The 13742-nt window shown below is 38.4% G+C and carries 13 protein-coding genes; 6 read left to right on the forward strand and 7 right to left on the reverse strand.

Annotated features, from left to right (window positions below; genetic code table 11):
• Positions 1-20: 20 nt before the first annotated feature.
• The 4 genes from ACM03V_RS11580 to dnaK form a co-directional block, all read right to left on the reverse strand.
• Positions 21-293, reverse strand: a complete 273-nt coding sequence (locus tag ACM03V_RS11580; RefSeq protein WP_414620934.1) for a DUF3143 domain-containing protein — start codon at positions 291-293, stop codon at positions 21-23.
• Between the two features lie 107 nt (positions 294-400).
• A complete protein-coding gene (locus ACM03V_RS11585) occupies positions 401-943 on the reverse strand; it encodes a J domain-containing protein (RefSeq protein WP_414620935.1) in 543 nt (180 codons plus the stop codon).
• 164 nt (positions 944-1107) lie between these two features.
• Positions 1108-2097 carry a DnaJ C-terminal domain-containing protein gene (locus tag ACM03V_RS11590; protein WP_414620936.1) on the reverse strand — a complete coding sequence of 330 codons (990 nt, stop codon included), beginning with the start codon at positions 2095-2097 and terminating at the stop codon, positions 1108-1110.
• A 308-nt stretch (positions 2098-2405) separates the two neighbouring features.
• Positions 2406-4664, reverse strand: coding sequence for a molecular chaperone DnaK (gene dnaK / locus ACM03V_RS11595; RefSeq protein ID WP_414620937.1), 2259 nt, complete (start codon positions 4662-4664; stop codon positions 2406-2408).
• A 281-nt stretch (positions 4665-4945) separates the two neighbouring features.
• On the opposite strand from dnaK, the gene ACM03V_RS11600 reads away from it, so the two are divergent.
• On the forward strand, positions 4946-5800 hold the full coding sequence (locus tag ACM03V_RS11600) for a M28 family peptidase (RefSeq protein ID WP_414620938.1): 855 nt from the start codon (positions 4946-4948) through the stop codon (positions 5798-5800).
• 291 nt (positions 5801-6091) lie between these two features.
• Here the strand turns inward: ACM03V_RS11600 and ACM03V_RS11605 are convergent, their stop codons facing one another.
• Complete coding sequence (locus ACM03V_RS11605) at positions 6092-6247, reverse strand: hypothetical protein (RefSeq protein WP_414620939.1); 156 nt, start codon at positions 6245-6247, stop codon at positions 6092-6094.
• 276 nt (positions 6248-6523) lie between these two features.
• Positions 6524-6655 carry a hypothetical protein gene (locus ACM03V_RS11610; protein WP_414620940.1) on the reverse strand — a complete coding sequence of 44 codons (132 nt, stop codon included), beginning with the start codon at positions 6653-6655 and terminating at the stop codon, positions 6524-6526.
• A 403-nt stretch (positions 6656-7058) separates the two neighbouring features.
• Between ACM03V_RS11610 and ACM03V_RS11615 the strand changes: the two genes are divergently transcribed.
• The 3 genes from ACM03V_RS11615 to ACM03V_RS11625 all read left to right on the forward strand — a co-directional run bounded on the left by ACM03V_RS11615 (position 7059) and on the right by ACM03V_RS11625 (position 9758).
• On the forward strand, positions 7059-8663 hold the full coding sequence (locus tag ACM03V_RS11615; protein ID WP_414620941.1) for a S41 family peptidase: 1605 nt from the start codon (positions 7059-7061) through the stop codon (positions 8661-8663).
• Positions 8664-9185: 522 nt separating this feature from the next.
• A complete protein-coding gene (locus ACM03V_RS11620; protein ID WP_414620942.1) occupies positions 9186-9401 on the forward strand; it encodes a DUF2945 domain-containing protein in 216 nt (71 codons plus the stop codon).
• 24 nt (positions 9402-9425) lie between these two features.
• On the forward strand, positions 9426-9758 hold the full coding sequence (locus ACM03V_RS11625) for a DUF3140 domain-containing protein (protein WP_414620943.1): 333 nt from the start codon (positions 9426-9428) through the stop codon (positions 9756-9758).
• Positions 9759-9875: 117 nt separating this feature from the next.
• Here the strand turns inward: ACM03V_RS11625 and ACM03V_RS11630 are convergent, their stop codons facing one another.
• On the reverse strand, positions 9876-10928 hold the full coding sequence (locus ACM03V_RS11630) for an NAD(P)/FAD-dependent oxidoreductase (RefSeq protein WP_414620944.1): 1053 nt from the start codon (positions 10926-10928) through the stop codon (positions 9876-9878).
• Between the two features lie 245 nt (positions 10929-11173).
• Here ACM03V_RS11630 and ACM03V_RS11635 point away from each other — a divergent pair, with 245 nt between their 5' ends.
• The gene (locus ACM03V_RS11635; protein ID WP_414621028.1) at positions 11174-12016 is read left to right on the forward strand and encodes a YaaW family protein; all 843 of its coding nucleotides are present in this window, start codon (positions 11174-11176) and stop codon (positions 12014-12016) included.
• Positions 12017-12210: 194 nt separating this feature from the next.
• Positions 12211-13557: an O-antigen ligase family protein gene (locus ACM03V_RS11640; protein WP_414620945.1), complete on the forward strand. Its 1347-nt coding sequence runs from the start codon at positions 12211-12213 to the stop codon at positions 13555-13557.
• The last annotated feature ends 185 nt before the right edge of the window (positions 13558-13742 follow it).

The following is a 13742-nucleotide window of genomic DNA, read 5'->3' on the forward strand; positions in this document are numbered from 1 at the left end:
ACCCCATCCCCCCATTTCCCCTATGGCCCGCAGAAAATCGCTTCTTCTACATCTTGGCGACTTAGAGAATATTTAAACGAGCGCTGAACGTCTTCCTGTTTTTCTCCTGCGCTAAGATATCGGACGGTAATTTCTTCGACATCAAGCCAGATTTCCGCTTCCCAAGCAGGTTTCTGTATGCGCCACAAATGTAATAGCTTTGAGTCTTGCTGACAGCCCCTGTTTTCTAACCATTGCTCAATTTGAGGAAGTGGATGATTGTACAGTGGAGTTTCTGAATTTAAAAGATACATAATACAGTTAGTTGTTAGTTGTTAGTTGTTAGTTGTTAGTAATTTTTCTTCCCCCTCTCCCCCTCTCCCCATCTACTCCCCGTTGCTTTATTAAACCCTTTGATATTTTAATTATTAATTTTATGTACAATATTTGCTCGATCTGAATTAATTACTTGCTGATGTACTAAAATATCTCGCTGCTCTATGGTTGTTTGAAAAGCTGCTTCACCTCTGGTTAAACCTACGGCGATTACTAGTAGCAAACATCCTAAAAAAGTTAACCCTAGAATAAATAAAGCAAAAATCTCGCCGGGTGAGAGGGGGCGATCGGTAGGATCGAGGTAAGCCGATTTGGATGTATATCGATTACCAGAAACTGGACGGTTTAAGTCGGAGGGTGCTTGAATCACTCCAAACCGAGAATAGCCGATTTTCAGGTCGTAAGTTAAACGTTTTTGCGGGTTGCTTAGGGTTGCGTAAGCTTCGTTGAGTTTTTGAAATTTAACAATAGCAACTGCTGTGGGTAAATCTGTAGTATCGGGATGATAGCGTTTGCTAAGCTCTCGGTAAGCACGACGGATTTCGATTACCGAAGCTGCTGGATGTAAACCTAATAAGGAATAGTAGGTTGCTTCACCTCGGCTTAATTTTGTCCCATTTTGATTCACGGCTGTGTTAGTTACCTTGCAAACAGTTTTTTCTCATATTTTAAAACTATCTTTTCGTAGCAAGGTTGCCAAATCTTATTTTCATCAATATTTGAATATTTGTAAATATAAGTTTCGAGGCTGTATTGGCTCCCCATAAGGCAATATAGCTATTTTTTGACAAATTATCTCAGCAAATCTTTACGAGGCTTAAAGGTTTCTATCTCGCGTAACTTTTCGTAAAGTTCGCGTTCTTCAGAACTGATATTTTTAGGAGCAGGAGTAATTATTTGAATTTCTACGAGTTGGTTGCCCCGTTTGCCTTTTTCGTTGGGATAGCCTTTACCTTCTAAACGCAATCTTTGCCCGGATCTAACTCCTGGGGGAATAGTCATTTTTACTAATCCATCTAACGTAGGTGCTTCTACTTGTCCTCCTAAGACTGCTTCGCAAGGAGTAATAGGCACTTGGCAGAAGATATCGCTGCCGTCAAGTTTAAAAATATGATGTTGCTGTACGGTAATTTTTAAGTATAAATCGCCGCCACCAATGCCTTGGTTTCGCAATCGAATAGTTTGTCCCGTTACCATTCCTGGAGGCATATTTACTTCTAAAGAACGTCCATCTTCGAGACGAATTCTTTCTAAGCCACCTTGATAAGCTTTTTCTAAAGGTAAAGTTAATCTTGCTTCTATATCTCGCCGATTTGGACGGGCACCTGGAGTATAAGAAACTTTTGTTCTGGGAGTCTTGAATGGGTCAGTTTTTGTCGTATTAGGGGAACTACCAGGTGCATTGCCTTTATTTTTTACACCAAATACTTGGTCGATAAAGGTATCAAAATTATCGTATTTGCCGGGGTTAACCTCAGTAGAAGTACGACCGTTTCCTGGATTCGGGGCTTTGCGTGAGGAAGATTTTGAGCCAGCAAAGCCATTTTGCTTCCAAAACACGCTGAATTGGTCGTACTGAGCGCGTTTAGCGGGGTCGCTCAAGACTTCGTAAGCTTCGTTTACATCTTTAAATTTTTCTTCTGCGGCTTTATTACCAGGATTTAAGTCTGGATGGTATTGTCGAGCTAATCGGCGATAACTTTTTTTGATTTCATCATTAGGAGCTTCTTTAGATACTGCTAATATCTCGTAGTAATCGCGAAAATTCTGCAAGTTCTGCATAGTAAGTTGTTTATAAGAAGAAATAGGGAATGGGGAATAGGGAATAGGAATTAGTAAATATTAATAAGTTATTTTAATTAGATTTTTATTTTCGATTGTCATTTGAATGCAATATGCGGTATTTCGAGAAAAAATGAAACGTTTTTTGAAGACTTAAGAAAAAGCGTTTATATGTGTAGTTTTTACCCTTATCTAATATTTCAAGCCGGATTGTTTCATAAGTATATTTGTCGTCAAATAGCTAAGAGCGGGGTTAACCGCCCGTATATTAGCCTGTATTTGCTCACAAAAAGCTAATTTAAACGACTTTATAGCCAATCGTCATCATCATCATCCCAGTTATCTTGATAGCTGGGCTTGGCTGGTTTACGCGAAGAATAATCTTTGTCGTAGGAAGGATAGCTGTTGTCTCTTCCATAATCCCTCTCACTATCTCTTTTATCTCTTCCCCGGTCGTTTCTTGCGTAACCACGGTCGGAATCGCCACCATAACCTCTATCGGGTTCTCTACCATATCCCCTATCGTCAGGTTGTCTACCATAACCTCTGTCGGCATCTCTCCCGTAACCCCTATCGGCATCTTTACCGTAGCCCCGGTCATAATCCCTATTACCATAGCCTAAGCCAGCATCTCTACCGTAACCCCTGTCAGAGCCTCTACCATAGCCCTTATCGTATAAATCATCATCATCTTTATCGCCGATAAAGATATCGCGGATGGTACCAAATAAATCGTCTTCTTCGTCGTCGGCGTAGTACTGACGAACTTCTTTATTCAAATCGGATAAAGCGTCTTGTAAATCGGCGTAAGTTTGGTCAATTCCTCTATCGTCATCTGCCTTCAAACTATCTTTCAAATCTCGGCAAATATTATCAATTCGCTGACGACGATTGCGAGCAAACTGCATTCCGAAATCTAAAGCGACTTCTCGTAACTGTCTTTCGGCTTGTAAAATTAACGCTTCGGAACGAGTACGTTTTTCGATTTTTTCTTTGCGCTGTCTGTCTACATCGGCGAATTTCTCAGCATCCCGAATCGCTTGCTGAATCTCGGCTTCGCTTAAGTTAGAAGCTCCTTGAACTGTAATACTTTGCTCTCTTCCGGTGGTTCTATCTAATGCCGTCACCTGTAATATGCCGTTGGCATCAATATCGAAAGATACTTGAATTTGCGGAATTCCCCGAGGCGCGGGAGGTATTCCGTAAAGTTTAAATCTTCCCAGGGATTTGTTATCAGCAGCCATTTCCCGCTCGCCTTGGGCTACGTGGACTTCCACCGTGTTTTGATTGTTTTCGGAAGTAGAGAAAATATCGGAACGGCGGACTGGTATTGTTGTGTTGCGAGGAATTAATTTTTTTATCACTCCACCAATGGTTTCTAAACCAATTGATAAAGGAGTCACATCAAGTAGCAATACATCTTTCAATTCACCAGCTAAAATACCAGCTTGCACCGCAGCACCAACGGCTACAACTTCATCGGGGTTAACATTTTGATTCGGCTGTAAACCAATCATCGCTTCTACCAATTTTTCCACAATTGGCATTCTGGTTGAACCACCCACAAGTACAACTTCTTGAATATCTCGCGGTGTCATTCCAGCATCACGCAATGCTCTTTTAACCGGAACTCGCAATTTGCCTAATAAATCGTCACACATCGCTTCAAACTGCGATCGCGTTAAACGAGTTTCTAAATGTTTTGGCCCATCTTGATCGGCAGTAATAAAAGGTAAATTAATATCGGTGACGCTAACCGCCGAAAGTTCAATTTTCGCCTTTTCCGCAGCTTCCATCAAGCGTTGTAAAGCTTGGCGATCGCGTCGTAAATCTATTTCTTCATCTTCTAAAAATTTCTCAGCTAACCAGTCTACAATCCTTTTATCAAAATCGTTTCCACCCAATTGAGTATCGCCGGATGTGGCTTTAACTTCAAATACACCATCGCCGATTTCTAAAATCGATACGTCAAAGGTTCCCCCACCCAAATCAAATACCAAAATTACTTCGCTATCAGCTTTATCCAAACCGTAAGCTAAAGCAGCAGCAGTAGGTTCGTTAAGAATTCGCAATACTTCTAAACCAGCGATTCTACCCGCATCTCTGGTAGCTTGTCGCTGAGCATCATTAAAATAAGCAGGAACGGTAATTACTGTACCCGTTACTTGCTCTCCCAAATATTTACCGGCATCATCGGCTAATTTCCTTAAAATCATCGCCGAAACTTCTTCCGGTGCAAAATTCTTCTTGACACGGGGACATACAATATTTATTTCGCCAATTTCGCCCTTACGTACCGTATAAGGAACCCGCTTCGATTCCGGAGTTAACTCCGAATATTTGCGCCCCATAAACCGCTTGATCGCAAAAAAGGTATTTTGAGGATTGAGGACAGTTTGTCTTCGCGCCATTTGTCCGACAACCTTTTCGCCGTCTTTACTAAAGCCAACAACCGATGGAGTGGTTCGCATTCCTTCCGCATTGGCAATAACCACCGGCTTGCCACCTTCCATAACGGCGACTACAGAGTTTGTTGTACCCAAGTCGATGCCTACTACCTTGCCCATGCCCTACGCTTCTCCTAGAATCTCTTATAAATATATGTTTAGAAGTAATGCTTGATTTATTGTATCTTGCAGTTGAGAAATACATTGTCAACTAAGTTATCAATAATCAATCAAGTTTGAAATAATTTAATTTATTCATCAAATTATCCATCAAACAAGCCATTAACACTTCTGCTTGATTTTTTGCCTTTGCTGGGTAATGAATATACTTGAAAAAACAAATCAATTTTCACTGCTTATCTAAGTTTTATCCTTTATCCTTCATAGTTCCTAGTTAATCCGTGGATTTAAAAAAACAACTCGAAACCCATCTTATCCAGATAGTACGAGAGCGCGACCCTTATTTAGCAACAGCAGGACATTTCTTTGTTCAAGAATACATTCGTGCTTCTTTTTCACAATGGGGAAGTGTGGAAATCCACACCTTTGAAGTTGGTAGCAAAGTCTGTGAAAATCTAATCTTGAATTTACCTTCTGATTCTCAAACTGGGAAGGACAATTTATCACCAATTTTAATTGCGGCTCATTACGACGGCGTTCCGGGAAGTCCTGGGGCTGATGATAATGCTACTGGTGTGGCAGTTTTATTAGAATTAGCGAGAATTTTTGCTACGCAGCCAACAAGGTATCCTTTGCGACTCGTTGCTTTTGATATGGAAGAATCTGATTTGCTTGGTAGTAAGGATTATGTCGCAAAATTGGTACAAGAAAAGCAGAAATTACGTTTGATGATGTCTTTGGAAATGTTAGGTTATTGCGATGTTAATCCGGGGACACAAGAATATCCGGCTGCGATATTGAAAAAGTTTTATCCGAGTACGGGTGATTATATTGCTTTGATTGGTAATTTGAAAACCTTTCCCGATTTATTTCGACTCCGCAACATTATTCGTAAATCCGGGACAAAGAGTGAATTTTTACCAGTTCCGAATAATGGGAAAATAGTTCCTGCTGTAAGAAGAAGTGACCATGCGCCGTTTTGGGATGCAGGTTATCCAGCGATGATGGTAACAGATACTTCATTTATGCGAAATCCTCATTATCATAAGCCGAGCGATAAGATTGGGACTTTGGATTTGGATTTTTTGACTGGGGTTTGTCGGGGGTTGGAAGAGGGGATTCGGAAATTGATGTAGAGACGTAGCAGTGCTACGTCTCCCCGTATTTAGGTTAGTAACGAGAATTTTGGTGTTATTTAACCGCAGAGGACGCAGAGGACGCTGAGGAAGAGAAGAGAGAGAAGATTTATATCAAGGTTGAATTGTTTTTACATAAGAATAGGCAAGTATTTTTTCATCTACACGGGAGCAACGGAACATCATATATTCTTGCTGTTAAAACAATTAGCCTATCTGCTGGATCTTTATGAAAATTTCCTGGAAGTGAATAAGAATCAATTGCAATTTGAGGAGTAATTGATAGAAGAATTATACAATAACATATTCTAAACTATCATCCCGATACTCAACAGCAATCCGAATCGGTAATTCTAAATCTCCCGCTAAGAGGTCTAATTTTTTCCTTGATGTATCGTTATGTGTTGCTGCTTTCAAACGTTCTTCAATAATAGTTGAATGCGCCAATCTTTCCAATAATTTATTTTTATCTAACTGTGGTAAATAAGGATTTTATAAACCCTCAATTAATATATCTCTCGGTATCCATTCGCTTATCAAATCTTCAGGTACTGGTGCTATTTTTAATAACTCTGCAACTAATTTATCGTTTTGCTCTAAAGGTGCATTTTTTATCGCTGCTTCTGCAACTTATCGCCAATTTTCTCTTATTTCTCCTGCTAAGTTAACGTGTAATTTTGCAGCTTATACTACTTGAGAATAAGGGCTATTATTTGCTAATACTTATAAAAGTTGACGTGAGGTTTCCAAATAGTTTATAACAGCAAGTTGAAATTCCAAAGCTTGATTAATTAAAGTTTCTGGTTGATTAAGAAAAGGCTGCAAATCGCCATGTTGAAGCAATTCAGAATACATATAATTATGATTAAATTATTTATTTGAGAATAATTATATTTTATAGTATTCTAGTACTTTTTCAGCAAGGAAACAGCATTTATTTACATTTTTCGGCTCTCGTTACAAGGTTCTACCTTGTAATGCATTTCACAGAGGCTCTGCCTCCCGTTGGAGATTCCCTAACAGATTAAGGTAATTAAACAGACATTATGTAAAGATGGTGGGTTACGGCTATATTTTAATCTCAAGCAATTACTATTTAACCTGAAAATTCTACCTACAGAGAAATTAAAGGATTGCATATTCCAACACTACCAGCTTAAACGCAACCGTAAATATGTTTAAATTTTTACTTAAAAAAACAGTTTGTGTAACAATAGCGGTATTCTTTCTGACATAGGTTGTAAGGAGTTTAATTACTATGGCTGACTATAAGCTGGATAATGTAGTCGCTTCAATGGGATTGACGGAGGAACAGAAAAAACAAATTATTGAGCATTCGATTAAGGAAGAAAGGGAAGAAATTGTTAATCAAGCTTTAAGTTTTATCGAAAATATATACGTTCATTTACCTTTGAAACGAGCTAGGAATGCCATAGATCCGGTACAGCGTTTAAAACTGCTCAAGTATCGTTTGGTGAAGATGAACGAACTTAATTTTCAGCGAGAAATGATTGGCATTTTTACGGAGCTTAGAGACTTACATACAGTTTATGTACCTCCGATGCCTTATCAATCTATTAATTTTGTTTTACCTTTCATAATTGAAGAGTTTTATGAAAATAATCAAAGGTATTACGTTGTTTCTCATGTAAATGAAGATTTTGAACATGAAAGTTTAGAAAAAGGAGTCATAGTAACTCATTGGAATGGTGTACCAATTGAGCGTGCGATTGAATTAAATGGTTTACGAACTTATGTTAGTAATGAAAATGCGCGTCGAATTCATGGTTTAAATACTTTAACTCTTCGTTCGGGAAGTAAATATTTAGTACCTGATGAAGAATGGCTGTATATTTCTTATATCACTAAAAACCACGAGCATTACGAACATCGTTTTCAATGGCAAACCTGGAATCTACCGGAAACTCAAGCTCAAACAAATAATCAATCTTTTGCTAATTTAAAAGCTTATGGTTCTTTGGGTGTTGATTTTGAAGCTGCAAAACTACAAAAAATAAAGAAAGGTTTATTTGCTTCGGCTGCTAAACAAGATAATCAAACATTTTACGAAACTGATTTTCAATGGAGTATTTGCAGTACTTCTCATGGTGAATTTAGCTATATGCGAATTCACAGCTTTATGATTTACGATAGACAAAAATTTATTCAAGATTTAATTCGCGTTTTAGAACAGTTACCTAGAGATGGTTTAATAATTGATGTTCGCGGTAATAGTGGTGGATATATTGAAGCTGGCGAAATGATTCTTCAACTATTTACCGCTAATAAAATTCAACCAGAATTATTTCAGTTTATTAATACACCGACAACTTTAAAATTAGCCCCGGAACCCTGGAAAAGTTCAATTGAGCGTTCGATAAATACTGGTGCAGTTTATTCTTCGGGATATCCAATTGGTAGACATTCTTATTATATTGATGAGGTTAATCAATACGGACAAAAATACTTTGGTCCCGTTATCTTAATTACCGATGCTTTGTGTTACAGCACTACAGATATTTTTGCCGCAGGATTCCAAGATAATAATATAGGACCAATTCTTGGAACTAGCGAAAGTACGGGTGCTGGTGGTGCTAATGTTTGGGAATATTACGATCTATTCCATCCTAATGGTTATTCTCCTTTACCAAGAAATGCCCAAATAAGAATGGCTGTAAAACGTGCAATTCGTGTTGGAAATCAAAACGGTTATCCGCTGGAAGATTTTGGAGTAATTCCCGATTATATTCACAATATGACTTTTAATGATGTTTTAAATGGCAATGTTGATTTGATTGAAAAAGCTGCAAGTATTTTGGCGACTATGAAAGGATTGCATCATTTACCTTTAGAAGTTTTTTAAGATTTTTCGGGTGTGTTAAACCCACGATTATTTATTAATTCCAACGACAATTTTTAATAGGTTTAACGCACCATCCAAGTTTAGTGTTTTACTACCATCTGAAATTATTATTCTAATTAAATGGTGCGTTACTAGGGTGTTGATTCTGTGTCCTTTTAAGAAATAAAAAATCATGCAAAAAACGTGTTTGCCCCCAAGATATTGCCCTCTCCCCCTTCCCCTCTCCCAAATTTGGGAGAGGGGTGCCCGTTAGGGTGGGGTGAGGGAGAAAGATTATGGTTGTTACCGACATAAAAGTTGTATGAACTTTAAGCATAGAAATTTATCCAAAGTCAACATCCTAGTGCGTTACGGCTGACGCTATATTTTTCTATTACCGAATAGATATCGAAGCCGTAACATACCCTACAAACACTAATTTTTCATCTATCTACAGAATGATAACTACAGGCAGATGATTTTTTCGCTACCGTACTTAAAATATGTATGTAAGAAAACTAATAAATTAACCATAAAAAGAATATGAGCGACGAATTAAAAAAAGGCGATAAAGTCGAATGGAATACTGCCCAAGGTAAAACGACTGGTGAAGTAAAAAAGAAGTTGACTTCTGAAACTGATATTAAAGGACATCATGTTGCAGCTTCTAAAGATAATCCTGAATATTTAGTTGAAAGCGAAAAAAGTGGCAAAGAAGCGGCTCATAAGCCTGAGTCTTTAGATAAAGTTAATGACTAATAGATTAATAGAAATTAATTCATAATGAGTAAAGATACAGAAACAGTAATTAAAGAGTTTGATGATGCTGTTAATATGACTGCCAAACAGTTGGAATCTTGGTTACAAACTGAGGAATCTAAATCGGTTGGACAAAAAGATGATGGCGATGATGAATCAATTGGACATAAGTCTGGTAAGCGCATCATCGATATTTTGCAAAAGAAGAAAGATGATTATACCGATGATGATGTATCTCATATGAGAAAAGTTGTTAGTTACGTTCATCGTCATTCTGCACAGAAACCTGATGGTGATATTGAAGATACTCCTTGGCGTTATTCGTTGATGAATTGGGGACATGACCCGATAAAATAAAGTTAGGAGTTATGAATTATGAGTTATGAGTTAAAACTTTGTTATTAGGTTCGTAGTAAGTGCTGTCTTCGCTCAAAATAAGGACGCGCATTCCTAACTACAAACCTAATTTAATATTCATAAAACATCAAGAAAATCAATTCCTGCTAATTCACGCTGCTGAAGTTTACTATTAATGTATTCAGCTGCTGCAATTCCGGAAAATACTGCACTTTCGATGAGATTTCCACCACACCAATCTCCACAACATACTAAAGGTGAAGATGTTTCTGCTGGTAAACAAGTTTGTTGCAATGGTGTTTTAGGAAAAGCATATCTCCATCTATGTAGCTGCATCCATTGAGGATTTTTCAGCCACTCTAAATTTACGGTAGAAACTGCATTTTCTAATATCTCTTTTCCTACTTCCTGTAATTCCGATTCAAAATATTTTTCTGCGAAGTCAGCGCTGCTATGAATGACAAAGTGGGGTTGTACGGGATTTTTTCGTTTGCTGCTATCCAATCCAATCCATCCTAATACGGGATTATCTTTGAAAGTAATTGCTTTCCACTCCGGTTGTTGTGATGAATTGGGATATCCTGCCATTACGGTAATAGCTGGGTAATATTCAACACCACGCAATTTTTCTAGGAATTTATGATCTAAAAAATTTTCTGGTAAAGATTCCAATAGCATTACGGCTTGAGGTGCTGGAATAGCAACGACTACAGATGAAGCTGTAAATTCTTCGTTGGTTTCACTAGTTAAATGCCATTGATTATGAGAATTAACGGTAATTTTATCAACACGTTGTCCGCGATGTATGTCTAATCCTTGCGCCAGAAATTTAGCTATAACATTCATTCCTAATGGTGCTGTGTAGGCAAGAGATGATAAGGGGTTGGCGACGAGAGATGAAGAATTATCTTGAACGTGCAGGATATCTGTCCAAACTTCTAAATCGCCTTTTTGAACTAACAAATCTATCAAACGCTGTAAAACTTCACCTTTGGGTTTGATATAACAAGCACCATGATCTGCTTTTGTTTCAAATAAACGTCTTGTGGCAACTCTTCCACCCACTCCACGGGATTTATCTATTACTATTACCGAATATCCGGCTTGGGTTAACTGTTGAGCGCAAACTAAACCTGCCATTCCGGCACCAATTACAGCAATTTCAGTCATTCTATTTTAGATTTTAACAACGGATGTTTTTATTTTGGATGGGCATTGGGAGGAGTTAGGAGTTAGGAGTTGAGAATTAAAATTCTCCCCATCACCCTATCTCCCCATCCCCTAATTATCCGGCTTTGTTAATTGTTGAATAAGTTATCAGTTTTAGGTAGTGGTACAAAGTATTACTGATGAGTGCCGAAAGCTAATAGTAGAATAAAGTACGGGACAAAATGTTCGTTTGGGAGAAAGGGAAATTGGATGAATTAAGGGCAGCGCTTGAATTAGCTACTGAAGAAGAGTTGCAAGATTTAACGGCAATTCTATTTAGTCGTAAGTTTAATCCTTTGGATTACCTGCAAACACCAGAACCCATAGAAGTACAAAGCCAAAATCGTCAAGCTTGGCTAGATGCAATTGAGGAGCGTTTTTGCTTTTTAGCTGCCGATGGAATGACGGTATTGCGGGGACGTTGTAAGCAGATTACCTACCGCGAAGCTTTGGTTGGGGTATGCAAATATTTAAAAATTTCTTATTCAGATGATTTGACAACAGTCGATTTAGAAGCTGAAGTATTTTTGCATCTTTTAGGAAAAGTTTGGAAGAAATTACCTGCGGGTGAAAAAAGAAAGTTAACCGAGAAAGTACAGCAGCAGTTAATCAAATCCGAACTTAAAGAACCTTTGCCTTTAGCTTTACAAAAAGATCCTTTGGGTTTAATTTTCAAAGGCGGTAGTGCGATCGCGGTAACTTCGGTTATTCAACCAATGTTGCTCAAACAAATCACCCGTCAATTTGCAACTCATTTCGCTACTTATCAAGTTGCCAGACAAACAGCAATTAAAGGTGGTACCGTTGCTGCTAAACAGTTTCAGGGTTATGCAACTTCGCAAATAGCTCGTCGCGGTATGGCAGTAAGTGCAGCCCGTTACGGTGCCGTCAGAAGCGTATTTGCATTTATTGGTCCCATGATGTGGGCTTGGTTTTTCGCCGATTTGGGATGGAGAGCGATCGCCACCAATTACGGACGAATTATCCCCACTATTTTCGCTCTAGCTCAAATCCGTCTCACCCGAGAGGAATGTTGGGAAATGGCGTAATTTTGGGAATTGGGAATTGGGATTGGGAATTGGAAAGAGAGGGAAGAGGGGGAAGAGGGGGTAGAGGGGGTAGATTTATTTATCATTCTTAACTCTTAATTCCTAACTCCTAACTCCCAACTCCTAACTTTTAAACCTCAATCCAAAATCCAAAATCTAAAACAAAAGCATCCGTTGTTAAAATCTAAAATCGAATGGCAAAAAAGGTATGGTCTTATTTACGACATGAAGATCCTGAATTACGATTTTCTTGGTATTGCTTGCAATTAGGATTATTTGTCTTTCCTTTTATTCCGGCTTTGGGTGCTGTCGGTTTGTTCTTAAGCGGTTTAATTCCTTTTGGACAAGAATTTCGTAAGATTCCTAAATATCCTTTGTATCGAGGATTTATTCTTTTAAGTTTATTTTTAGTAGCTACCGTTGTTTTTGCTGCGGATAAAATCACGGCTTTTCTTGGTTTATTTAATTTACTACCTTTCTTTTTATTATTTATTGGCTGGAGTCGTTTAATTCAAACAACGGCGCAATTAACAAGAATATCCTGGATTTTAACGATAAATTCCCTACCAGTTGTAATTATCGGGATGGGAGAATTATTTCTAGGATGGAACACTTCACATTTAGGTCATAGCATCTTCGGTTGGACGCTGGTAGCTGGAGGAAATCCCCCCAACCGTATGGCTTCTACGTTTATTTACGCCAATATTTTAGCCGGATATCTCGCGATAGTTTTTATCTTAAATTTGGGTTTATGGTTGCAGGAATGGCGAAGATTTAGGAAAAAGAGATGGGGAGATTGGGAGACAAGGAGACAAGGGGACAAGATAGAAATTTCTACCCCTTCTTCCCCCCCCTCCCCTCACCTTTTCCTCTTCCTCACCTTAGCTGTAATAACTAACTTCACGGGGCTAATTCTAACTAACTCTCGCAATGCTTGGGTAATTGCTCTGGTAGCTTGTTTGGCTTATGCTTTTTACCAAGGTTGGCGGTTGATTGTGGCGGTTGTAATGGGGATTGCTCTTAGCGTACTTATGGCTGCTTTCGCTCCTTCACCAATCGCAGAGTTATTTCGTAAGCTTGTTCCGGCTTTTTTCTGGGCACGTTTTAATGACCAATTATACCCAGATAGACCAGTTGCTTTAATGCGTACAACTCAATGGAATTTCGCTTGGGACTTGACTATACAGCGTCCTTGGACTGGTTGGGGTTTACGTAATTTTTCGCAGATTTATGAGACTAAAATGAACCTTTGGCTGGGGCATCCGCATAATTTCTTTTTAATGTTATCCGCTGAAACTGGACTAATTGCAACGCTGTTATTTTTCGGTTTACTGGGCTGGATATTTGTCAAAGGTGTGCGATCGCTACGAGTTATCCCCAAGCAAGATAAATTAATCTTTTTCAGTTATTTATTAGTGTTTGTCGGCTGGATACTCTTCAATACGGTGGATGTGACGCTATTTGACTTTCGCTTAAATACGCTTTCTTGGTTGATGTTTGGTGCGATTTGTGGAATTGAGCGGAAAATTGGGCATAGTTAGTAGTTAGTAGTTAGTAGTTAGTAGTAAATTAATCATTTGTCTCCCCATCCCCCCATCCCCCTCACACATATACATCTAATAACAATCATCCGGAAGATTAGAGAATTAATTGAAATTCAACTATTAAATAGATCGGATTCATCCATACTCTTTGTGACAGATTAAAAAGAGTCTACTTAAATATT

The sequence above is a fragment of the Calothrix sp. CCY 0018 genome (assembly GCF_963920925.1).
In the GTDB taxonomy this organism is placed as follows: Bacteria; Cyanobacteriota; Cyanobacteriia; order Cyanobacteriales; family Nostocaceae; genus Rivularia.